Below are 20116 nucleotides of genomic sequence, written 5' to 3'. Positions count from 1 at the left end.
CCCACCCCTGCCAACCACCAACCGGGAGCACACATGACACCAGGCCGCCAGAGGAGATACGGCGATCGCCTTCCTGCCCGGTGACCGCCGAGAAGCGCCACCGGCACCCGACCGCTGTGGGCAGCCTTGGCACAGTGACCGGGAAGACCGCACCGCGCGAGGTCCGAGGAGCACAGCACCACACGATTCCATCCGGCTGACCGTGACGCTCGGCTCGGCCGCGGGCCGCGACGTGCCCGGCCTCCGCCGCCGGGATCGAGATCCCTCCCGGCGAGGCCGGACCGCTGAGGTCGGCCTCTGGCGCGCGGTGACGGGAAGGCGGCACAGCATCCGTGTCGGAAGGGGCCAAGGGCATGGGATCGGGGCTACAGGGGAGGCCGTCCGGCGCAGAGGCGGAGCCTGTGGGAGGCGTGGCAACCGGTGACGTGGCAGCCCCGAACGAGCGCGGGCGGGTCAAGGTGATGAGGCGCGGGAGCAGGCCGATGGGAGGCGAGGCCATGGGCACCGGCAAAGGGACGTTGAGCAGCATACGAGAGGCCCCCGGTGTCGTGATGGACTCCAGAGGCCAACCCGGTGAGCCGGCACCCCTACTTGGAGAAGCCCTCCTTGGGCATCTCGAGGTCGGCCTTGGCCAGTTCTTCGACGTTCACATCCTTGAACGTCACCACCCGTACGTTCTTAACAAACCGTGCGGGCCGGTACATGTCCCAAACCCACGCATCCTGCATCTTCACGTCGAAGAACACATCGCCGTTCCCCGCCGTCTTCACGTCGAGATCCACCGAGTTCGTCAGGTAGAAGCGCCGCTCCGTCTCCACGACGTAGGTGAACAGGCCCACGACATCCCGGTACTCGCGGTAAAGCTGCAGCTCCATCTCGGTTTCGTACTTTTCGAGATCTTCTGCGCTCATCGCGTCCCTCCTGTAGTTCCGAGGTCAGGCAACCCCGGCCCCCATTTCATTGTCACCCATCTCCCTTGCCACAGTGACGAAGGAGAACCGGTGATGCGAGCACGGACCGTGAGCTTCCAGTGCCCGCCGGTGCCGAGCGGTCGTGTACCCCTTGTGCTCGGCGAAACCGTAGGCGGGAAACTCCGTGTCCAGCGAGACCATCATCCGGTCTCGCGTCACTTTCGCCACGATGGAGGCCGCCGCCACGCATGCGGCGACCTGGTCCCCCTTCCATACCGCCAGCGACGGCGCCGGCAGGCCCGGCACGGGAAAGCCGTCGGTCAGGATGTATTCCGGGTCTGTCGTCAACTGCGCCACCGCCCGCCGCATTCCCGCCACGTTGCACCGGTGCAGCCCGCGCGCGTCGATCTCCTGCGGCGGGATGACGACAACCCCGACGTCGGCGCTCTTGGTGACCAAGGTGTAGAGGCGCTCGCGTGTGGCCGCTGTCAGGAGTTTCGAGTCCCCCAGACCCGGAATCTCCTTGCGAAGGATCACCGCCGCGACCACCAGAGGCCCGGCACAGGCGCCGCGACCGGCCTCGTCCACCCCGGCGATCGGGGTGAGACCGCGGCGGGCCAGCGCTCTCTCGTACGCGTAAAGCCCGGAATCTCGCCGGACAACGCTCGGTCGGGGGCGGAACGCAACTGTCATGACAGACGCAGCGTACGCCCCAATAGCCGCAAACCGCGACCGGAACGGCGCCTACTTCACCTTGTCGAAGGACTCCGGTTTCTGGAAGATCTCGCCCCGGCCCAGCGGCCAGTAGCGCACGAACGCCTTGCCGACCACGTCCTCCTCGGAGATCCACCCGGCGGCGCCCTCCTGCTTGACGTGGTCACGCGAGTCCTGCGACATCGACCGGTGGTCGCCCATGAGGAACAGCTTGCCCGCCGGGACGGTGTACTTGAAGTCCTCGCCCGACGGCTCGTCGTCCGGGAACAGGTAGGACTTCTCTTCGAGCGCGACACCGTTGACCGTGACCCGGCGCTTGGCGTCGCAGCACGCCACCTTGTCGCCGCCGACGCCGATGACGCGCTTGATGGTGTCCTGTCCGTCCCAGCCCTTGAAGACCACGATGTCGCCCCGCTCCGGCTTCCCGGCGAGCTTGTTGACGAACACCCGGTCGTTGATCTGAAGCGTGTTCTCCATCGACTCCGACGGAATGTAGAAGGAGCCGACCACGAACGCCTGCAGCAGCAGCGCGATGCCGACGCCCAGCACCAGCAGGAGTACCGTCTCGCGGAATCCGCCCTTTTTCTTCTTCTCGGCGGGCTCCGCCTTCTTCGTGACGGCCATCAGCGCTTCCTCCTCAGCACCCACCGCCGACGCACCAGCACCAGCGGCACCGCGAACGCGAACCCGGCGACCAGCGGCAGCCCCCCGGCCATGGCCTGCAGCGCGGGCTGCGCGAACGTGTCGGGGATCGGCAGCGTCGCCGCCCGCGAGAAAGGCCAGACGATGACGAACGCCCGCCCGATGACCTGGCTCTCCGGGATCGAACCGCCACCCGGATCGCCCTGGTGGGCCCGCGAGTCGAGCGAGACCACGCGGTGGTCGCCCATCACCCACAGGCGCCCTTCGGGCACCGTGATCTCGAACGGCTCCCGCGACGGCACATTGCCCGGATAGAGGTAGCTTTCCTCGTCGATCGCCACGCCGTTGACCGAGATGCGGCCCTTGGAGTCGCAGCACTTCACCTTGTCGCCGCCGACGCCGATGACCCGCTTGATGTAGTCCTTCTCACCGGGGACCACGCCGAAGGCCGTGCCCACCCAGCGGAAGAAGGCCGCGATCGGGTTCGACGGCTCCTCCATCACGAACTCGCCGTCCCAGGAGTCGACCCCGGAGAAGACCACGACGTCACCGCGCTCGATGTCACGCGTGTGGTAGACCAGCTTGTTCACCAGCACCCTGTCGTTCTTCAGCAGGGTGTTCTCCATCGACTCAGACGGAATGTAGAACGCCTGGATCACGAACGTCTTGATGATCAAGGCTAGTACGAGGGCCACGACGACCAGGACGGGAAGTTCCTTCCAGAACGACCCTTTCTTGTCCTTCTTTTTGGGGTCCTTGGCCTTCTGAGTCTCTTCGGCGACCACGTCCACCTCGTCCTTGACAGGGCGGCGCGCTGCGCCGTTCTCCTGGCTCTCGCTAGTCATCGCTGACGAGCCTAGATGATGCATGGGCTCGACAAGCCTCGACCGACGGTACACCCGCCCGCGAGTCGCTCCATATAAAGAAAAGCCCGGTACGGCCAAGCGGTACCGGGCTTTTGGGTCGCGCCTTACTTGGCGGGCGCGTTCTCACGCTTCTCGCGGATGCGGGCGGCCTTGCCGCGCAGGTCACGCATGTAGTAGAGCTTGGCGCGGCGGACGTCACCGCGGGTGACCAGCACGATCTTCTCGATGACCGGGCTGTGCACCGGGAAGGTGCGCTCGACGCCCACGCTGTAGCTCACCTTGCGGACGGTGAAGGTCTCGCGGGCGCCGGCGCCCTGGCGGCGCAGCACGAAGCCCTTGAAGACCTGGATACGCGACCGGTTGCCTTCGACGACTCGTACGTGAACCTCGAGCGTGTCACCGGGACGGAAGTCCGGCACGTCGCTGCGCAGGGTCGCTTTGTCGAGCTCCTGGATCTTCGTGTGCATGAGAGCTGTTACCTCAAAGTCTTCGCGAGCACGCGGAGGTCCACCCGGCCGCGGCTCGCGGCGGACACGCCTGCTTCCATGATGAACCCGGGCGTCCCCCGGGCACGGCGAACCAACCACGTGACGGGTTGGCAGCGATTCAGTTTGCCACATGTTCGCGCGTGAAGCGAAACGAAGCCCACCAGGAGGGACGGCGACGACCTCGGGAGCGCCGGCCTTTTGGACCGCTCCGCCGGCACAGCGGCGAGCGCCGTTGGTGCGGAGGGCGTCATCGCAAGGGGCGTCAAGGGCCTCACGCCCGCAGGATGGCATAGGCCCTCAGAGCCGAAGGCCGCCGGAGGCGCCGCCCGCACGGTGGCGGGGCGATGGCGGGGCGGTCGGGCGAGGACGGCGTCAGGGGGCTGTGCCCGCACGATGGCAAGCGCGTCAGGCTAAACGGGCGCTCGGCCCGCACGGCTGTGAAGGGGTGGCGAGCGGCGTCAGGGGGATTTCGGGGTGTGGAGTTCTTCGAGTAGTGCGCGGTCGTGCTTGTCGAGCGTTTCCGGGTCCAGGTCCGCCGCCAGTTCCGGCCGGTTCGCGACGGTACGGCGCAGCGCCTGGTCCCGACGCCACCTGGCGACCTTCCCGTGGTGCCCGCTCAGCAACACGCCAGGCACCTCGTGCCCCCGCCAAACCGGCGGCTTGGTGTAAACGGGCCCTTCCAGCAGGTTCCGCATCGAACCAGGAGCGAACGAGTCATCCACCGCCGAGCACGCGTTGCCCAGCACACCGGGCAGCAGCCGGCCGATCGCCTCCACCATCACCAGCACCGCGACCTCGCCACCGGCCAGCACATAGTCGCCGATGCTCACCTCGTCCACGCGCAGGCGCGAGCCGTACTCGGTCATGACGCGGGAGTCGATGCCCTCGTAGCGCCCGCAGCAGAACAGCAGCCACTCCTCGCGCGCCAGTTCCTGCGCCAGCTCCTGCGTGAACGGCCGCCCGCTCGGCGTCGGCACGATCATGCGGGGCGCGCCGTCACCGATCACGGTGTCGATCGCCTCGCCCCACACCTCGGGCTTCATCACCATGCCCGGACCCCCGCCGTAGGGGGTGTCGTCGACGGTCTTGTGCACGTCGTGCGCCCAGTCGCGCAGCTGGTGGAGGCGGACGTCGAGGGTGCCGCGCTCGCGGGCCTTGCCGATCAGGGAGACGTCGAGGGGGGCGAAGTACTCGGGGAAGATCGAGACGATGTCGAGGCGCACCATGTCAGAGCAGCCCCTCCGGCGGGTCGACGACCAGTTTGCCCCCGGCCAGGTCGACCTCGGGCACCAGCGCCTTCACGAACGGGATCAGGGCGTCGTCCTGGCCGCCGCCGCGGCGTACGACGAGGAGGTCCTGGCCGTGGTGGAGCACGTCGGTCACCTCGCCGACGGGCGTTCCCCCGACAGTCACGACCGCGAGCCCGACGAGCTGGTGGTCGTGGAACTCGTCGGGGTCGTCGGAGGGCGTCACGTCGGCGGAGTCGATGACGAGCATGGTGCCGCGCAGTTCCTCGGCCGTCTCGCGCGCGGTGAAGCCCTCGAAGCGCAGCAGCAGCACGCTCTTGTTCCAGCGGCGGCTCTCGACCACGAGCGGGCCGCGCGCGGCCGGGTCGGTGGCCAGCGCGGTGCCGGGCGCGAAACGCAGCTCGGGCTCGTCGGTGCGCACCTCCACGGTGACCTCGCCGCGGACACCATGCGGACGTCCGATCCGCCCCACTACCAGCTGCACGATCTCTTCCTTCTCTCCATGTACGGCACGCCCCAACGCGAGCGCCCCCATCGGAGAACCGATGAGGGCGCGTGAAACCAGCGGGCTAACGGACCGTTTCGTGCAGGTCGAGCAGATCGACCCGGACGTACTTTCCGTCAGCCAGTGCGTTCACGACGGTGCGCAGCGCCTTAGCGGTGCGGCCGCCGCGGCCGATGACCTTACCGAGGTCGTCGGGGTGCACCCGGACCTCGAGAACGCGCCCGCTGCGAATGCGGCGTGCGCGGACCCGGACGTCGTCAGGATGTTCGACGATGCCCTTAACGAGGTGCTCGAGAGCCTCCTCGAGCACGTCAGCCCTCGCCCTCGGTGGGGGTCTCGGCCGGCGTCTCGGCGGGAGCCTCGGCGGCCGGAGCCGGAGCCTCGTCCTTCTTCTTGGACTTCCTCGGCGTGGTGCCGGTGCTGCCGGTGTCGCCACCGGACAGCGCCTCCTTGGCGGCCTCCTCGTAGACGAGGTGACGGTCGGCGGGCACCTCGGCCACCTTCAGCGGAGCCGGCGCGGGCTCGCCCTTGAACTTCTGCCAGTCACCGGTGAGCTTGAGCAGCTTCAGCACGGGCTCGGTGGGCTGCGCGCCCACACCCAGCCAGTAGGCGGCGCGCTCAGCGTTGATCTGGATGACCGAAGGGTCTTCCTTCGGGTGGTACAGGCCGATCTCCTCGATCGCCCGGCCGTCACGCTTGGTGCGGCTGTCGGCGACGACGATGCGGTACTGCGGGTTGCGGATCATGCCGAGCCGCTTGAGCTTGATCTTGACTGCCACGGGTGTGGTCTCTCCTGCAATCGAGCGTGGGTGAACGGTTTGCCATCGAGTGGGGCACGATGGCGGGCCGCTCGAGGGACAGGCGCGGCCGGCGGGAGGTGAGAGGGCACCCGCCTGGTCACGATGTTCCAACATGCCATTGTGCCAGACCGTGGGTACTGACAGCGACACGGCACGTGGGGCACGGCGGCGCGCGCCGTACCCCACGGGGAGCTATTTCTTGTCGTCGCCGGGAAGCTGGAACTTCGACGGGTCGAAACCGGGCGGAAGCTGCATCCCGGGCGGGAGCTTGGGGCCGCCGCCGAGGTTGCCCAGCAGGCCGCCCTTCTTGGGGGGCGCGGCGTCGTCCTCGGGTGACGCGGCGGGCTTGCCCAGCGCCGCCTTGCGCGGGTCGCCGCTGACCCTGCGGCCCTTCTTGTTCTTCTTCTGCTGCTTGGCGGCCTTGTTGCGGCCGCCCGGCATGCCGGGGATGCCCATGCCGCCGGCCATCCGCTTCATCATCTTCTGGGCTTCGTAGAAGCGGGTGATGAGGTTGCTGACCGCGGTCACCGTCACGCCGGAGCCGGCGGCGATGCGGGCCCGGCGGGAGCCGTTGATGATCTTCGGGTCGCTGCGCTCGCCCGGGGTCATCGAGCGGATGATCGCGGCGATGCGGTCGAGGTCGCGGTCGTCGATGGAGTCGAGCTGGTCGCGCATCTGCCCCATGCCGGGCATCATGCCGAGCAGGTTCTTGATGGGGCCCATCTTCTGGACCATCATCATCTGCTCGAGGAAGTCCTCGAGCGTGAAGTTCTCGCCCGAGGTGAGCTTGCCCGCCATCTTGGCGGCCTGCTCCTCGTCGAACGTCTTCTGCGCCTGCTCGATCAGGGTGAGGACGTCACCCATGTCGAGGATGCGCGAGGCCATCCGGTCGGGGTGGAAGGCGTCGAAGTCTTCCAGCTTCTCGCCCGTGGAGGCGAACATGATCGGCTTGCCGGTGATGTGCCGCACCGAGAGGGCCGCGCCGCCGCGGGCGTCGCCGTCGAGCTTGGTCAGGACCACGCCGTCGAAGCCGACGCCCTCCATGAACGCCTGCGCGGTGGTCACCGCGTCCTGGCCGATCATGGCGTCGACCACGAAGAGGACCTCGTCGGGCGAGACCGCGTCGCGGATGTCGGCGGCCTGCTTCATCATCTCCTGGTCGATGCCCAGGCGGCCGGCGGTGTCGATGAGGACCACGTCGTGCTGCTTCTGGCGGGCGACCTCGATCGACTGCCTGGCGACCTCGATCGGGTCGCCGACGCCGTTGCCGGGCTCGGGCGCGTAGGTGACGACGCCCGCGCGCTCGCCCATGACCTGGAGCTGGTTGACCGCGTTGGGACGCTGCAGGTCCGCGGCGACCAGCAGCGGCACGTGGCCCTGCTCGCGCAGCCAGCGGGCCAGCTTGCCGGCCAGCGTCGTCTTGCCCGCGCCCTGCAGACCCGCCAGCATGATGACGGTCGGCGGCGTCTTGGCGAAGCGGAGCCTGCGCGTCTCGCCGCCGAGGATGGCGATGAGCTCCTCGTTGACGATCTTGACGACCTGCTGCGCCGGGTTGAGCGCGCCGGAGACCTCCGAGCCCCGGGCACGCTCCTTGACCTGGGCGACGAACGCCTTGACCACCGGCAGCGCGACATCGGCCTCGAGCAGCGCGATGCGGATCTCGCGGGTGGTCGCGTCGATGTCGGCGTCGGACAGCCGACCCTTGGAACGGAGGGAGGAGAAGACCGATGTCAACCGGTCGGAAAGCGTCTCGAACACGTGGTTGGCCAGTCCTCGATGCGGTTATGCGTGGTCTGGACCCAGCCTAGTCGCTCCTTCAGCCATTCCAGCCGGGCACGGCCATGCGTACCGTAAGGGCGTGCTCGACCAGGTGGATGAGCGCGCTCTTGACCGAGTCCTTGGACCGGGCGTCCAGGCGCACCAGCGGGATGTGCGGCGCCAGCGTGAGGGCGTCGCGCACCTCGCCGTCGCTGTGGGGGTACGTGCCGTCCCAGCCGTTGACGCCCACGACGAACGGCAGCTGCGCCTCTTCGAAGTAGTCGATGGCCGGGAAGCTGTCGGCCAGGCGCCGGGTGTCCACCAGCACGACCGCGCCGATGGCACCGCGCACCAGGTCGTCCCACATGAACCAGAACCGGTGCTGACCCGGCGTGCCGAACAGGTAGAGGATGAGGTCACGGTCCAGCGACACGCGGCCGAAGTCCATGGCCACGGTCGTCGTGGACTTCAGTGGTGTCATCCCGAGGTCGTCGATCCCCGCTGAGGCGTCTGTCATGACCGCCTCCGTGGTCAGCGGCATGATCTCCGACACCGCGCCGACGAACGTCGTCTTACCGACACCGAAACCTCCGGCCACCACGATCTTCGTCGAGGTGAGGCCGGGGCTAGAGCCTGCGAAGTCCACTGAGCACCCTTTCGAGCAAAGACACGTCCGGCCTTCCGGCTTCCAGCGCTGGCTGGTGCACGCGGACCAGACCTTCTGCCGCCATGTCGGCGATCAGCACCCGCACCACCCCGAGCGGTATCCGCAGGAGCGCGGAGACCTCGGCGACCGAGCGCACCTGACGGCACAGCTGGGAGATCGCCTGGTACTCGGGGGTGATGTGCGAGAACTCCCGGTGTTCGGCCGTGGCCGATGACACCAGGGCCTCCATGGCGAGCTTGACCCGCGGCGCCGTGCGCCCGCCCGTCACCGCGTACGGGCGTACCGGCGAGGCGGGGTCGTTGTGGGGCGGCGGCGGGGGTTCCCAGCCGCCGCCGCTGTTCCAACTAGGGTGGCTGTTCACGAGGCGTACACCTCGCAGCTATGGTCGCTCACGCTGATCACCTGGTCTGGCTGGCGCGCAGTTCGGCGCGTACCGCGGGGGTCAGCACCTGCCCGGCACGGTCCACCATCAGGGTCATCTGGTAGGCGACCAGCCCCATGTCGCAGTCGGGGGCGGCCAGGACCGCCAGGCACGAGCCGTCGCTGATCGACATGATCAGCATGAGACCGCGTTCCATCTCCACGATGGTCTGGTTGACCACCCCGCCCTCGAAGACCCGGGCGGCGCCCTGGGTGAGGCTGATCAGCCCGGAGGCGATCGCGGCCAGCTGGTCGGCCCTGTCCGTCGGGAAGCCGGCGGAGGCCGCGAGCGGTAACCCGTCGGAAGAGACCACAACAGCATGGGCGACCCCGGGAACGGTGCTGACGAAATCAGTGATCAGCCAGTCGACCCCGCGCGCCGCGTGGCTCAGGTCGTTCATTCGCCCTCCTCCCTGCTATCAACGTGCTTCGAGCCAGGGGGATACGCCCTGCCTTCGCTGATGTCATCACGTGCTGCTCGGAAGCCCTGCTGGAAACTGCTCAGCCGGCTGCGTACCCGGTCGGGCGAGACGTTGCGTACCGGGGCCACGCCCTTCGGCGCGCTGGCGGTGTCGGCCGAGCCCGGCACCAGGTTGGCCTTGGGGACGCGCTTCGGCAGTCCCGCCGCCGTCGGCGCGTCTCGCACCGGCTCGCGTACGGCTTCCGCCGCGCTCCAGCCCGCGTCGGCCTTGGTCGAGCCCCAGTTGCCGCCGCCGTTGTCGTTGTGCTCGAACCAGGCCGACTCCACCGAGGCGAAGATCGGCAGGAACTCGTCGCCCTGGTTCACCGCCGGGATGGGCCCGGTGGCGGCCGATTCGGTCTCGGGGAAGTCGTAACGGTTCTGCGGGCGCTGCGGTTGTTGCTGCTGCTCGCGGTTGAAGGACCAGGTGGACACCTCCTCCGAGGGAGGGGCCGGCTGGCGTTTGGGCAGCGGGGGCTCGTTCCCCCAGCCGCCACCGCCGGTGTTGCGCGAGGGCACCCACACGTCCGAGGTGTCGGGGCCGCCGCCGCGCGGGTCGGAGGGCCAGCCGCCGTTCCCGCCGCCGCCGGCGGGGACGCCGCCTTCGGAGGGCCACTGGGGCATCGACGGCCACGAGCCACTGGCCGGGTTCGACGGGAAGGAGGGGTGGCCGCCGGGCATCTGCTGGCCCCACTGCATGGGCTGGCCGTTGAACGGCTCGACCGCGGGCGGGTGCGGTGGCGGCGCGCTGACCGGGCCGGGTCCGGAGCCGGCTCCGGCCATGGCGGCCGCCTGGGCGCCGAGCAACGCCTCCGGCAGCAGGACCATGGCGGTCAGGCCGCCGGAGCCGTGGGGGCGCAGTTGCACGCGGATGCCGTGGCGGTGGGCCAGGCGGGCGACCACGAACAGGCCCATGCGCCGGGAGACGGAGACGTCGACCGTGGGCGCGTCGGTGAGGCGGTCGTTGGCCTGGGTGAGTTCCTCGCCGGTCATGCCGATGCCGGAGTCGGTGATCGACAGCATGACGCCGCCGCCGTCGATGCGGCTGCCGGAGACGGTGACGCGGGTCTCGCGCGGGGAGAACGACAGGGCGTTCTCGACCAGCTCGGCCAGCAGGTGGATGACGTCGTTGACGGCCTGTCCGGCGACGGAGACGCCGTCGGGCACCTGGAGGACGACGCGCTCGTAGTTCTCGACCTCCGACAGGGAGGCGCGGGCGACGTCGACCAGCTTGACCGGCTGGCTCCAGCGGCGGGGCGGGTCCTGGCCTGCGAGGACCAGGAGGTTCTCGCTGTTGCGGCGCATGCGGGTGGCGAGGTGGTCGAGCTTGAACAGGTTGGCCAGCCGGCTCTCGTCCTGCTCGCCCTGCTCCAGGCCGTCGATGAGGGTGATCTGGCGCTCGACGAGGGTCTGGGAGCGGCGCGAGAGGTTGACGAACATGGCGTTGACGTTGCTTCGGAGCCTGGACTCCTCGCCCGCCAGCCGTACCGCCTCGCGGTGGACCTCGTCGAAGGCGCGGGCCACTTCACCGATCTCGTCCTCGGAGACGACGCCGATGGGCGGCACCTCGGGCGTGCTGGCGTCGACGGTCTCGCGCATGGTGCGCACGGTGTCCGGCAGGCGCTGGCCGGCGATGTGCAGGGCCTCGCTGCGCAGCCGGCGCAGCGGGCTGACCAGCGAGCGCGCCATCAGGGTGGTGACGATCAGGACCAGGATCAGCAGCAGGCCGGAGCCGACCGCGGCGAACAGCGCGGAGGTCTGGGCGGAGTCCTTCAGCCCGCGGCTCTGCACGTTGATCGACTGCGACAGCCGCTTCTCCACGGTGCGCATGGCGTCGATGGCACCGGTGATCGACTCGAACCAGCGATCGGCGTCCGCGCGGGTCCGGGAGTCGAGGTCGATGGCGCTGCCCTCGGCCGCCTGCGACAGCGCGCGCAGGCGGAACAGCGCCGCGCGGTCGACGTCGGCGCCGGTGACGGTGTCCTCGTAGAACTGCAGTTCGTCGATGGAGGCGGTCGACCGGAAGGCGGCGATCTCGCTCTCCTGCTGGGCGCGGGCGCCGCCGAAGGCTTCCTGCTCACCGGTCTGGAAGGCGCCGGTCGTGGCCGCGGCGGCCAGCAGTCCGCGCTGCTGGGAGGCGGCGTCCTTGGCGCGCGTCAGGGCGCTGAAGGCGCGGACGCTGTTGCTCAGGGTCTCGTCGACGTCGCCCTGGCCGATCTCGTCGTGGAACTTCTGGAGCGCGTCGATGATCTGGGAGTACTTGCGCATCGTGGGCAGCGCGGGCAGCTGCGACTTGATGACGGTGTCGCGGGCGAAGGCGATCTCCTCCAGGCGGCCCTGCATCTGCTGGACCATGAGGCTCACGCTCTCGCCGTGCGCGTCGGAGATGACGGCGGCCTTCTGGTTGAAGGCGGTGACGGCCTTGTCGACCGGGGTGAACGTGCCGCGTAAGTCGGCTTCGGCGGGCTTGCGGCGGCCGACGGCCACGTACTGGACGGCCCGGTCACGTTCCAGGGCGAGCTCGTGGACGAGCTCCGTGATGGAATCCCCCAATTCCGCCTTTTCCAGGACACGCTGATAGGCGTTGGCCCGGCCGATGGAGTCCACGATCTGCAGGCCGCCGATCCACACACCGACGGCGGTCGGGACGGCGATGAGCGCGATGAGCCGCCATCGCACGCGCCAGTTGCGGAGTCGGAACCTACCGCCACCGGCTTTGGAGTGTGCCTGCGTGGGCACCGGACTCTGCGTGCCACGCTGGTTCGCGCCGGATCGTTTCCTCACGTGACTGGCACTTCCTCGCGGGTTCCACGGGGTGGTGAGGGATAGACGGGACAACCCTCGGAACAAGGAGCTATTTGAGCACATCCTCCTAACTCAGGCCAACACTCCGGTCTCACCGAACTCATCAAGCATTGCAAATCACCCACTCCCTGCCATATCACATCTTCATTATCACCTCAAAGGTCATTATTTCGGACATACAGCTCAGCCTTCGATATTTCGGACAACACAAATCGGATGATTTCATGGCAATTGCGACCGGGGCTCCGGTACGATCTCCGCCTGTTCGCACGGCTCCCACCAGTCGCTCGGGACGCTCGCGGAACCCTTGCACCACCCCGTCGAGGAGACTCATGACTTTCGGGCCTACCCTCCGCGTGTCCGTAATCGGGCTCGTCGTGGCCGTTTCCCTTGCCGCCTGCAGCAGCGGCTCAGGCTCTCCCTCTGGTTCCTCCGCAGGTGGGGGCCTTGAGAAGACGACGATCACCATCGGGGTCTCCCCCGTGCCGTCGTCCGCGCCGGTTTACATCGCCGAAGCGCGAGGTTTCTTCAAGCAAGAGGGCCTCAACGTCAAGATGGAGGTCATCCAGGCGCCACAGGCGGTCATGCCCAAGATCGCCAACGGCAGCATGGACATCTTCAAGGGCAGTTACGTGTCGTTCCTAAACCTTCAGGACAGTGGTCAGAAGATCAAGATCCTGTCCGATACCCTCCAGGGCGCACCCGGCATCGCCGCCGTCGTCGTCCCGAAGGACTCCAAGCTGCAGAGCGCCAAGGAACTCAAGGGCAAGACCATCGCCGTCAACTCGCTCAAGAACCTCGGCGAGCTCTCGGTCAGCGCCCACCTGCAGATCAACGAGCTCAGCCCGCAGGACGTCAAGTTCACCGTGATCGACTTCCAGGCGCAGATCGCCGCGCTGAAGACCGGCACCGTGGACGCCGCCTGGCTCGTGGAGCCGTTCCTGTCGGCGGCGCAGCAGGGCGGCGCGCGCGTGCTGCTCGACACCAACACCGGCCCCACCGAGTCGCTGCCGATCGACGGCTGGGGCAGCACCGACGCCTGGGTCGCCAAGCACCCGAAGACCGCCGCCGCCTTCCAGCGCGCCGTCCAGAAGGCGCAGCGCCTGGCCGCGACCGACCGCTCCGCGCTGGCCGAGGTGGTCCCGAAGTACACGCAGATCCCCAAGGAAGCGGTCATGACCATGGCCATGGGGACCTTCCCGACCTCGCTCAACGCGACGCGCATTCAGCGCGTGGCCGACCTCATGCACGAGTTCGGCTATCTGAAGAGCAAGATTGATGTCCCCACTATGGTCTTCAACGGACCCGAGCAGTAGCAGGAGCGAAAACATGAGATTAACGCGGGTCGTCACCGTCGCCTGCGCGACCGTTCTCGCCCTGGCCGCGTGCGGCGGCGGGCAGAAGGAGACGCCGAAGGCGCAGGGCTCGGCCCCCGCCGGCGGACTGGAGAAGAGCACGATCACCGTAGGCGTGGTGCCCGTGCCCTCCTCCTCGCCGCTGTACATCGCCGAGAAGCGCGGCTTCTTCAAGGCGGAGGGCCTGACCGTCAAGACGGAGATCATCCAGGCTCCGCAGGCGGTCATGCCCAAGATCCTCAACGGCAGCATGGACGCCTTCCTCACCAGCTACGTCTCGCTGATGGCCATCCAGGACTCCGGCGCGGCCAAGCTCAAGCTCTTCCAGCACGTCCAGACCGGCGCCCCCGGCATCGCGGGCGTCGTCGTGCCCAAGGACTCGCCGGTCAAGGCGACGGCCGACCTCAAGGGCAAGACCGTCGCGGTCAACGTGCTGAAGGCGCTCGGCCAGACCACCACCAACGCCCACCTTCAGGCGGCCGGTCTCAAGCCGGAGGACGTGAAGTTCGTGGCGATCCAGTTCGCCGACCAGCTCGGCGCCCTGGCCTCCAAGAAGGTCGACGCCGCCTGGCTGGTGGAGCCGTTCCTGTCGGCCGCGATCAAGGAGGGCGCGACCCAGATCATCGACACCACCAGCGGCCCGACCGCGGGCATCCCGATCGACGGCTGGGGCGTGTCGGAGAAGTGGCTGGCCGACAACCCGAAGACGGCCGCGGCCTTCCACCGCGCGCTGGCCAAGGCGCAGAAGATCGCCGGTGAGGACCGCAACGCCATCAACGAGGTGGTCCCGACCTACACCCAGATCCCCGCGCCGGCCGTCGCCGCGATGAAGCTCGGCAGCTTCGGCATGGAGCCGGACATGGCCGCGTTCCAGAAGCTGGCCGACCTGCTCCACGGCTACGGCTACCTCAAGGCGAAGATGGACGTCTCGACACTCATCCCCGCCAAGGTCGAATGAGCACTCTCCGCAACAGACGAGGAATCCTGGGCGCCGCCGGCGTCCTGGGATTCCTCGTTCTCGTAGAGGCCCTGGGACGTCTCGGGGTCATCGACCCCGAGATCATCCCGCTCGTCTCGACCGTGCTGGCCACCACGGTCGCGATCGCCTTCGAGGGCGAGTTCCTGTCCCAGGTCGGCAACACCCTGCTGGCCTGTCTCATCGGCCTGGTGATCGCGATCGCCACCGCGGTGCCCGCCGGGCTGCTGCTCGGCACCGTGCCCGTCGTCGAGCGCTCCGTTCGCCCGCTGGTGGAGTTCCTGCGGCCCATCCCCTCGGTCTCGCTGATCCCGCTGGCGATGTTCCTGTTCACCGAGAGCCAGGACGCCAAGATCGCGCTGATCGTCTACACCTGCGCGTGGCCGCTGCTCATCAACACGATGTACGGCCTGAGCGACGTCGACCCGCAGGCCAAGCAGACCCTGCGCAGCTTCGGGTTCGGCGGCATGTCGATCGTGCTGCGGGTCAGCCTGCCCAGCGCGGCGCCGTTCATCGCGACCGGAATCCGCATCGCCCTGTCGGTCACGCTGATCGTGGCGGTGAGCGTCGAGCTCATCGCCGGTGGCGGCGGCGGGATCGGTAACTTCCTCTCCCTCGCCAGCGGCGCCAACCGCATCGACAGGATGCTGGCCGGAACGATCTGGGCGGGCCTGATCGGCCTGACGGCCAACGCGTTGTTCATGGCCGGTGAGCGCCGGTTGTTCCACTGGCACCAGGGATCGACGTCATGATCATACGCAGGCTCGCGTGGTACTGGCTGCTGCCCGTCGCCGTCCTGGCCTGGGAACTGGGCACGCGGCAGGCCAAGGCCACCTACTTCCCGCCACCGAGCGTCATCGTGGTCCGGCTGCACGAGATGTGGTTCTCCGGGCCGCTGTCGCGGGTCTTCCTCACCGACGAGGCGATCGCCGACCTGGTCCCGAGCCTGGCCAGGCTCATGGCCGGCTGGGCCATGGCCGCGGCGGCGGGGGTGGCGCTCGGCGTCCTGCTGGGCCGCTCGCGCTGGCTGTCGGCGCTGGCCGACCCGCTGATCCACTTCGGCCGCTCCGTGCCGCCGTCGACGCTTCTACCGATCTTCCTCATCCTGTTCAAGATCGGTACGCCGATGCAGCTGGCCTCGATCGTCTACGGCGTCGTCTGGCCGGTGCTGATCAACGCCGCGGACGGGGCGCGCTTCGTCGACAAGCAGTACACGGAGACCGGGGACGTCTTCCGGCTGAGCAGGACGCAGCGGGTGTTCCGCATCATCCTGCCGGCGGCGGCGCCGAAGATCTTCGCCGGGCTGCGGCTGAGCGTCTCGCTGGCGCTCATCATGATGGTCGTCTCGGAACTGGTCGGCAGCAGCGAGGGCATCGGGCACCGCATGCTGGAGGCGCAGAGCGAGTTCGACATCCCGGCCATGTGGGCGGGCATCGTGCTGCTGGGCATCCTCGGGATCCTGCTCAACGCCGTGTTCATCGGGGTGGAGCGGATGACGCTGGGCTGGCATCGGGCCAGCCGTACCCGCTGAGACGCCCCCTTCCCGGTTTCCGAGGGGAGGGGGCGTCCGCGCGTCAGCCGTACAGGCGCTCGATGATCTCTTTCTGGCGGGCGACGAACCAGGCGCGGCCGGGCTCGGCGCCGGTCAGGCCGTCGGGGCGCTCCACGTCGTGGCGGGCGTACTCCTCGGCCCACAGGGCCGGTTTCACGCGGGAGAGCAGGTTGGTCATGCCGGGGCGGGTGCGGAAGCGGCGCAGCCCGTCGAGGTCGAGCTCGGCCGCGGCGATCACCGACTCCCCCGGCCCGGCGACGGCCAGCACGCGGCCCTCGAAGTCGAGGACCTCCGAGCCGCCGTTGGTGGAGTCGCCGGGGATGGAGATGCCGCTCAGGCCGCCGCTGTTGGCCGAGACCACATAGGCCATGTTCTCGATGGCGCGCGCCCTGCGGCCGATCGCCTTGGGCGTGAGCGCCGGAGCGGAGGCCTCCGAGGTCGGATGGCAGAAGACCTCGGCGCCGCGCAGCGCCAGCGATCTGGCCAGCTCCGGGTAGAGGATCTCCTCCGAGGCCAGCGCGGCCAGGTTGCCGATCTCGGTCCTGGCCACCGGCAGCACCGCGTCCATGCCGTAGACGCCGAGGTAGCGCTCCCACACGTCGTAGGGGCTGGGCGAGTACATGGAGTGGAGCCTGCGGTAGCGCAGCACCGTCTCGCCCTGCGGGGAGAGGATCACGCAGGCCTGGAAGAACAACTCGGGGAAGTGCTCGTCGCTCTCGTAGGCGTTGACGCACAGATAGACGCCGTGGCGGCCGGCGATCTCGGCCAGCTCCTTGTACTCCTCGCCGTCGGGGGCCAGGGCCGCCTTGTCCCGCCAGGCGGCGACGCTCTCGCTGATGGGGAAGCCGGTCAGCACGTACTCGGGCAGGACGACCAACCGCAGGTCGGGACCGATCCAGGCCTTGGAGCCGCCGAGGCCCGCGTCCACCCGGGCGATGGCCGCCCTGATCTCGGAACGCGGGTCGGCCAGCCCCGTCACCGCCCGGGTCTCCAGTTGCAGGGCCAGCGCCCGGTAGGCGGTCACCGGTGCCACCACGGGTCGGCCGCGGCCGAGCGGTTGACCAGGTGCGCGCGGCGGCGGACGAACCGGTTGATCGAGACCTTGCCCATGCGCGAGCCGCCGAGGCCGGAGAGCTTGAAGGAGTTCTTCTCCCCTTCGTGCACCAGCGCCGTCAGGGAGGCGTCGTTGACGCTGACCGCGCCCACCTCCAGCCGCCGCGCGAGCGCGCGGGCGTCCTGCTCGGTCGCGGCGAAGACCGCCCCGGACAGCCCGTACGCGCCGTCGTTGGCCAGCCGCACCGCCTCGTCAGCGTCGTCCACGGCCATCACCGGCAGGATCGGCCCGAACGTCTCCTCGGTCATGAGCGCCATCGAGTGGTTCACGCCCGACACCACGGTCGGGCGGCACCACAGCCCGCCGCCGTGGTGCTCGATCCTGCCGCCGGTGTGCACGACCGCGCCGCGCTCGACGGCGTCGGCGAGGTGGCGTTCGATGACGCCGGCCTGGTCGGCCGCGATGATCGGGCCGATGGGGCCGCCCTCGCAGGTCAGCATCACTTTGGCCGCCTTGTCGGCGAGCAGCGCGAGGAACTCCGCGTGTACGGCCCGCTCCACGTAGACCCGCTCGATCGACTGGCAGGCCTGCCCGGCGTTGGCGGTGCCGCCCCACAGGACGGCGGCGGCGGCCCGGTCGAGGTCGCTGCCGGCCAGCACGATGGCCGGGTCCTTGCCGCCGAGCTCCAGGAAGGCGGGGATGAACGCCTTGGCCGCGGCCTCACCGACCTTGCGCCCGGTGGGCACGCTGCCGGTGAACACGACCGCGTCGACGAGGTCGATCAGCGCGGCGCCGGTCTCCCCCGCGCCCTCGACCACCCGCAGCGGCAGTTCCTCCGGCACCAGCCTCATGAGCGGCTCGATGAATCTGGGCGTCACCTCGCTGGGCTTGACCAGCACCGCGCATCCGGCGGCCAGCGCCGGGATCGCGTCGATGAGGCCGAGCAGCAGCGGGAAGTTCCACGGGCTGATCACCCCGACCAGCTCGTACGGCACCGCCTCACCTCCGACCACGATGCCGGGCAGGCTGGCGGGCTCGTCCTCGGGCGGGGCGAGAAGGGCGGGGGCCTGCCGTACCCACCGCTCGATCATGCCCGCCACGATCTGCCGTTCCAGCACCGACTCGCCGGTGCGGCCGGTGTCGGCCACGAGCGCGGCGAGCAGTTCGTCGTCGGTGGCCAGCGCGGCCCCGAAGCGGTTGAGCACGGCCCCTCGGTCCGCCTCGCGCCAGGCGGGCGCCGCCGCGCGCAGCTCGGCGGCCGTGGCCGTGAGCCGCGCGGGCGACGGTGGTGCGAGCAGGCGGTCGGTTTCCCCGGTGAGCGGGTTCCTGACCTGCGTCATGGTTACCTTCCGTTGGTGGTGCACCACTGGGCCCAGGTGGTGGCACCCCGGCCCAGTTGCTTGTTGTAGAACGACGACCAGGAGTTCTCGCTGGCGCCGGGATCGGTGGGAGCGGCCTGGTAGAGCGGGTACTGCAGGTCGATCTTGGCACGCAGCCACGGCTCGACCTCAGCGTAGGAGTTGAGCGCCCAGCTTCGGGCGTGGTAGGTCAGCTGGCCCTGGACGCTCGCCTCGGGCAGGCACATGAAGGGCGCCCACGGGCTGGTACGGCTCCAGCTGATCTTGGTCTTCATGGCGCCGGTGGGGACGGTGCCGTCGACGGTGCGTGCGGCGCGCTCCCGGTCGTCGACGTAGAAGTCGAACATCTCCATCGCGCTGTAGTGGCCGTTCTTGAGGCCGAAACTCTCGCCGAGCGTGGTGGTGAAGTTGGTGTTGACCGGGATGTCGCTGGTCCAGGCCGTTTCCTCGTGCCGCTGCTGCAGGGGCGGGCCGACGTAGGAGGGGGTGACGTTGAACGGGCCGAAGGCCACCCTGTCGTTGTTGATCGGCACGACCGGGTAGATCTTGCCGTCGACGGGGTTGGTCCACTCGGTGAGGATCTGCGTCGGGTTGGTGGGGCTGGTGTAGAAGACGATCTCGCGGGAGAGCTGGTGGATCTGCGTGGTGCCGGGCACGCGGTAGAGCCGGCGGATGTTGTAGCCCTCGAGGTTGAACAGCTTCTGGCCGTGGCGGATCTTGGGGTCGAGGGCGTTGCCCTCCACGTTGGCGTAGACCGAGCCGGAGATGCGGAAGACCATGTCCTGGCCGTCGGGGCGGCCCATGGACTGCAGCTGGAGCTGTCCGGCGTCGTCGGTGACCGTCCGGTAGATGGGGCCCGGGGCCCAGGGGTCGTCGATGTCGGCGGCCACGGCTCCCGGTGCGAGACCGGTCAGCATGACGGCGGATAAGGCGATAGCGAAGGACAGACCACGGCGCTTCAACATCGTGTCTCCGGAGGTGGGGCGGCGATAGCGGGGGAAATACGATCATCAACGGAGAGACTCTGTCAACGCGGGTGTCGGCTCCGGGCAGAGCCCCCGGCCGCCCTCGGTTCGGACGGCCGGGGCGGGGGTCAGGCCACCCGTCGCTCGTCGATCAGCGTGCGCTTGACGCAGACGCCGCCCTTGACCCACTGCCACACGCGGCTCTTGCTCTTGCCGTCGTCGCTGAGGACGATCAGCTCGAACAGCCGCAGGTCCTCGTCGGCCGCCTTGTAGATCCAGCTCAGGTAGATCGTGGACGCGTCCAGCTCCCAGAACTCGCCCTTGATGCGCTCGGTGTCGAAGCCGCAGCGCCCGTTGCCCAGATACGTGCCGGGGAACTGGAGCTCCTCGGTCCTGCCGTCGTCCCAGGTGTAGCGGTTGACCTGGTGGTAGGTCTTGTCGTCCACGATGGTGCAGGTCAGGTGGGAGCGGTGGCGGTCGATCAGGTTGCCGTCCGCGTCAAGGTGGGTGTACGTGCCCTCCCACTCGCCCTCGTGGCGGGCGAGCAGCGGCATGTCATCACGAAGACCCATA

General features: G+C 68.9%; 22 protein-coding genes. 4 read left to right on the top strand and 18 right to left on the bottom strand.

Annotated elements, in window-relative coordinates:
* Positions 1-587: 587 nt before the first annotated feature.
* The 14 genes from ACIBHY_RS13405 to ACIBHY_RS13340 form a co-directional block, all read right to left on the bottom strand.
* Positions 588-911, bottom strand: a complete 324-nt coding sequence (locus ACIBHY_RS13405; RefSeq protein ID WP_184965553.1) for a DUF2469 domain-containing protein — start codon at positions 909-911, stop codon at positions 588-590.
* 24 nt (positions 912-935) lie between these two features.
* Positions 936-1604 carry a ribonuclease HII gene (locus ACIBHY_RS13400; protein WP_379633856.1) on the bottom strand — a complete coding sequence of 223 codons (669 nt, stop codon included), beginning with the start codon at positions 1602-1604 and terminating at the stop codon, positions 936-938.
* Positions 1605-1655: 51 nt separating this feature from the next.
* On the bottom strand, positions 1656-2249 hold the full coding sequence (gene lepB / locus ACIBHY_RS13395; protein WP_397253590.1) for a signal peptidase I: 594 nt from the start codon (positions 2247-2249) through the stop codon (positions 1656-1658).
* The gene (gene lepB / locus ACIBHY_RS13390) at positions 2249-3112 is read right to left on the bottom strand and encodes a signal peptidase I (protein WP_397253588.1); all 864 of its coding nucleotides are present in this window, start codon (positions 3110-3112) and stop codon (positions 2249-2251) included. The genes lepB (ACIBHY_RS13395) and lepB (ACIBHY_RS13390) overlap by 1 nt, the downstream gene beginning before the upstream one ends.
* 125 nt (positions 3113-3237) lie before the next feature.
* Positions 3238-3600 (bottom strand): 50S ribosomal protein L19, encoded by a 363-nt coding sequence (rplS, locus tag ACIBHY_RS13385; RefSeq protein WP_397253586.1) that lies wholly within the window; start codon positions 3598-3600, stop codon positions 3238-3240.
* A 479-nt stretch (positions 3601-4079) separates the two neighbouring features.
* Positions 4080-4844, bottom strand: coding sequence for a tRNA (guanosine(37)-N1)-methyltransferase TrmD (gene trmD, locus ACIBHY_RS13380; RefSeq protein WP_397253745.1), 765 nt, complete (start codon positions 4842-4844; stop codon positions 4080-4082).
* Positions 4845-4848: 4 nt separating this feature from the next.
* Positions 4849-5352, bottom strand: a complete 504-nt coding sequence (gene rimM / locus ACIBHY_RS13375) for a ribosome maturation factor RimM (RefSeq protein ID WP_397306775.1) — start codon at positions 5350-5352, stop codon at positions 4849-4851.
* An 85-nt stretch (positions 5353-5437) separates the two neighbouring features.
* Positions 5438-5683 carry an RNA-binding protein gene (locus ACIBHY_RS13370; RefSeq protein ID WP_379620357.1) on the bottom strand — a complete coding sequence of 82 codons (246 nt, stop codon included), beginning with the start codon at positions 5681-5683 and terminating at the stop codon, positions 5438-5440.
* Position 5684: 1 nt separating this feature from the next.
* On the bottom strand, positions 5685-6152 hold the full coding sequence (gene rpsP, locus ACIBHY_RS13365) for a 30S ribosomal protein S16 (protein WP_397253582.1): 468 nt from the start codon (positions 6150-6152) through the stop codon (positions 5685-5687).
* A 213-nt stretch (positions 6153-6365) separates the two neighbouring features.
* Complete coding sequence (gene ffh, locus ACIBHY_RS13360; protein ID WP_397306774.1) at positions 6366-7931, bottom strand: signal recognition particle protein; 1566 nt, start codon at positions 7929-7931, stop codon at positions 6366-6368.
* A gap of 58 nt (positions 7932-7989) precedes the next feature.
* Positions 7990-8577: a GTP-binding protein gene (locus ACIBHY_RS13355; RefSeq protein ID WP_397253579.1), complete on the bottom strand. Its 588-nt coding sequence runs from the start codon at positions 8575-8577 to the stop codon at positions 7990-7992.
* Positions 8558-8959 carry a DUF742 domain-containing protein gene (locus ACIBHY_RS13350; protein ID WP_376773507.1) on the bottom strand — a complete coding sequence of 134 codons (402 nt, stop codon included), beginning with the start codon at positions 8957-8959 and terminating at the stop codon, positions 8558-8560. Before ACIBHY_RS13350 ends, ACIBHY_RS13355 begins: the two co-directional genes overlap by 20 nt.
* Positions 8960-8996: 37 nt before the next feature.
* On the bottom strand, positions 8997-9419 hold the full coding sequence (locus tag ACIBHY_RS13345; protein ID WP_184965570.1) for a roadblock/LC7 domain-containing protein: 423 nt from the start codon (positions 9417-9419) through the stop codon (positions 8997-8999).
* On the bottom strand, positions 9416-12157 hold the full coding sequence (locus tag ACIBHY_RS13340) for a nitrate- and nitrite sensing domain-containing protein (RefSeq protein WP_397306773.1): 2742 nt from the start codon (positions 12155-12157) through the stop codon (positions 9416-9418). Before ACIBHY_RS13340 ends, ACIBHY_RS13345 begins: the two co-directional genes overlap by 4 nt.
* Positions 12158-12507: 350 nt before the next feature.
* On the opposite strand from ACIBHY_RS13340, the gene ACIBHY_RS13335 reads away from it, so the two are divergent.
* Genes ACIBHY_RS13335 through ACIBHY_RS13320 form a run of 4 tightly spaced genes read left to right on the top strand, consistent with a single transcriptional unit; the run spans position 12508 to position 16145 of the window.
* Positions 12508-13599 (top strand): ABC transporter substrate-binding protein, encoded by a 1092-nt coding sequence (locus ACIBHY_RS13335; protein ID WP_397253575.1) that lies wholly within the window; start codon positions 12508-12510, stop codon positions 13597-13599.
* Between the two features lie 13 nt (positions 13600-13612).
* Complete coding sequence (locus tag ACIBHY_RS13330; RefSeq protein ID WP_397253573.1) at positions 13613-14596, top strand: ABC transporter substrate-binding protein; 984 nt, start codon at positions 13613-13615, stop codon at positions 14594-14596.
* A complete protein-coding gene (locus ACIBHY_RS13325; RefSeq protein ID WP_397253571.1) occupies positions 14593-15366 on the top strand; it encodes an ABC transporter permease in 774 nt (257 codons plus the stop codon). The genes ACIBHY_RS13330 and ACIBHY_RS13325 overlap by 4 nt, the downstream gene beginning before the upstream one ends.
* On the top strand, positions 15363-16145 hold the full coding sequence (locus ACIBHY_RS13320; protein WP_397253569.1) for an ABC transporter permease: 783 nt from the start codon (positions 15363-15365) through the stop codon (positions 16143-16145). Before ACIBHY_RS13325 ends, ACIBHY_RS13320 begins: the two co-directional genes overlap by 4 nt.
* A gap of 43 nt (positions 16146-16188) precedes the next feature.
* Here ACIBHY_RS13320 and ACIBHY_RS13315 read toward each other — a convergent pair whose 3' ends face one another.
* The 4 genes from ACIBHY_RS13315 to ACIBHY_RS13300 form a co-directional block, all read right to left on the bottom strand.
* Positions 16189-17190, bottom strand: a complete 1002-nt coding sequence (locus tag ACIBHY_RS13315; protein WP_397253567.1) for a nitrilase-related carbon-nitrogen hydrolase — start codon at positions 17188-17190, stop codon at positions 16189-16191.
* A complete protein-coding gene (locus ACIBHY_RS13310) occupies positions 17187-18560 on the bottom strand; it encodes an aldehyde dehydrogenase family protein (protein ID WP_397306772.1) in 1374 nt (457 codons plus the stop codon). The genes ACIBHY_RS13315 and ACIBHY_RS13310 overlap by 4 nt, the downstream gene beginning before the upstream one ends.
* A 2-nt stretch (positions 18561-18562) precedes the next feature.
* The gene (locus ACIBHY_RS13305; RefSeq protein ID WP_397253564.1) at positions 18563-19543 is read right to left on the bottom strand and encodes a DUF1838 family protein; all 981 of its coding nucleotides are present in this window, start codon (positions 19541-19543) and stop codon (positions 18563-18565) included.
* A 128-nt stretch (positions 19544-19671) separates the two neighbouring features.
* Positions 19672-20115 (bottom strand): DUF3598 family protein, encoded by a 444-nt coding sequence (locus ACIBHY_RS13300; protein WP_379620334.1) that lies wholly within the window; start codon positions 20113-20115, stop codon positions 19672-19674.
* Between the last annotated feature and the right edge of the window lies 1 nt (position 20116).

The sequence above is a fragment of the Nonomuraea sp. NPDC050547 genome, from assembly GCF_044457345.1.
GTDB lineage: Bacteria > Actinomycetota > Actinomycetes > Streptosporangiales > Streptosporangiaceae > Nonomuraea.
This window is presented reverse-complemented; position numbering and strand designations above follow the sequence as displayed.

What these genes read in the sequence shown, in the direction of transcription:
- ACIBHY_RS13405 (WP_184965553.1), bottom strand. Translation starts at nt 911, where the DNA reads ATGAGCGCAGAAGATCTCGAAAAGTACGAAACCGAGATGGAGCTGCAG.
- ACIBHY_RS13400 (WP_379633856.1), bottom strand. Translation starts at nt 1,604, where the DNA reads ATGACAGTTGCGTTCCGCCCCCGACCGAGCGTTGTCCGGCGAGATTCC.
- lepB (WP_397253590.1), bottom strand. Translation starts at nt 2,249, where the DNA reads ATGGCCGTCACGAAGAAGGCGGAGCCCGCCGAGAAGAAGAAAAAGGGC.
- lepB (WP_397253588.1), bottom strand. Translation starts at nt 3,112, where the DNA reads ATGACTAGCGAGAGCCAGGAGAACGGCGCAGCGCGCCGCCCTGTCAAG.
- rplS (WP_397253586.1), bottom strand. Translation starts at nt 3,600, where the DNA reads ATGCACACGAAGATCCAGGAGCTCGACAAAGCGACCCTGCGCAGCGAC.
- ACIBHY_RS13345 (WP_184965570.1), bottom strand. Translation starts at nt 9,419, where the DNA reads ATGAACGACCTGAGCCACGCGGCGCGCGGGGTCGACTGGCTGATCACT.
- ACIBHY_RS13335 (WP_397253575.1), top strand. Translation starts at nt 12,508, where the DNA reads ATGGCAATTGCGACCGGGGCTCCGGTACGATCTCCGCCTGTTCGCACG.
- ACIBHY_RS13330 (WP_397253573.1), top strand. Translation starts at nt 13,613, where the DNA reads ATGAGATTAACGCGGGTCGTCACCGTCGCCTGCGCGACCGTTCTCGCC.
- ACIBHY_RS13325 (WP_397253571.1), top strand. Translation starts at nt 14,593, where the DNA reads ATGAGCACTCTCCGCAACAGACGAGGAATCCTGGGCGCCGCCGGCGTC.
- ACIBHY_RS13320 (WP_397253569.1), top strand. Translation starts at nt 15,363, where the DNA reads ATGATCATACGCAGGCTCGCGTGGTACTGGCTGCTGCCCGTCGCCGTC.
- ACIBHY_RS13310 (WP_397306772.1), bottom strand. Translation starts at nt 18,560, where the DNA reads ATGACGCAGGTCAGGAACCCGCTCACCGGGGAAACCGACCGCCTGCTC.
- ACIBHY_RS13305 (WP_397253564.1), bottom strand. Translation starts at nt 19,543, where the DNA reads ATGTTGAAGCGCCGTGGTCTGTCCTTCGCTATCGCCTTATCCGCCGTC.
- ACIBHY_RS13300 (WP_379620334.1), bottom strand. Translation starts at nt 20,115, where the DNA reads ATGGGTCTTCGTGATGACATGCCGCTGCTCGCCCGCCACGAGGGCGAG.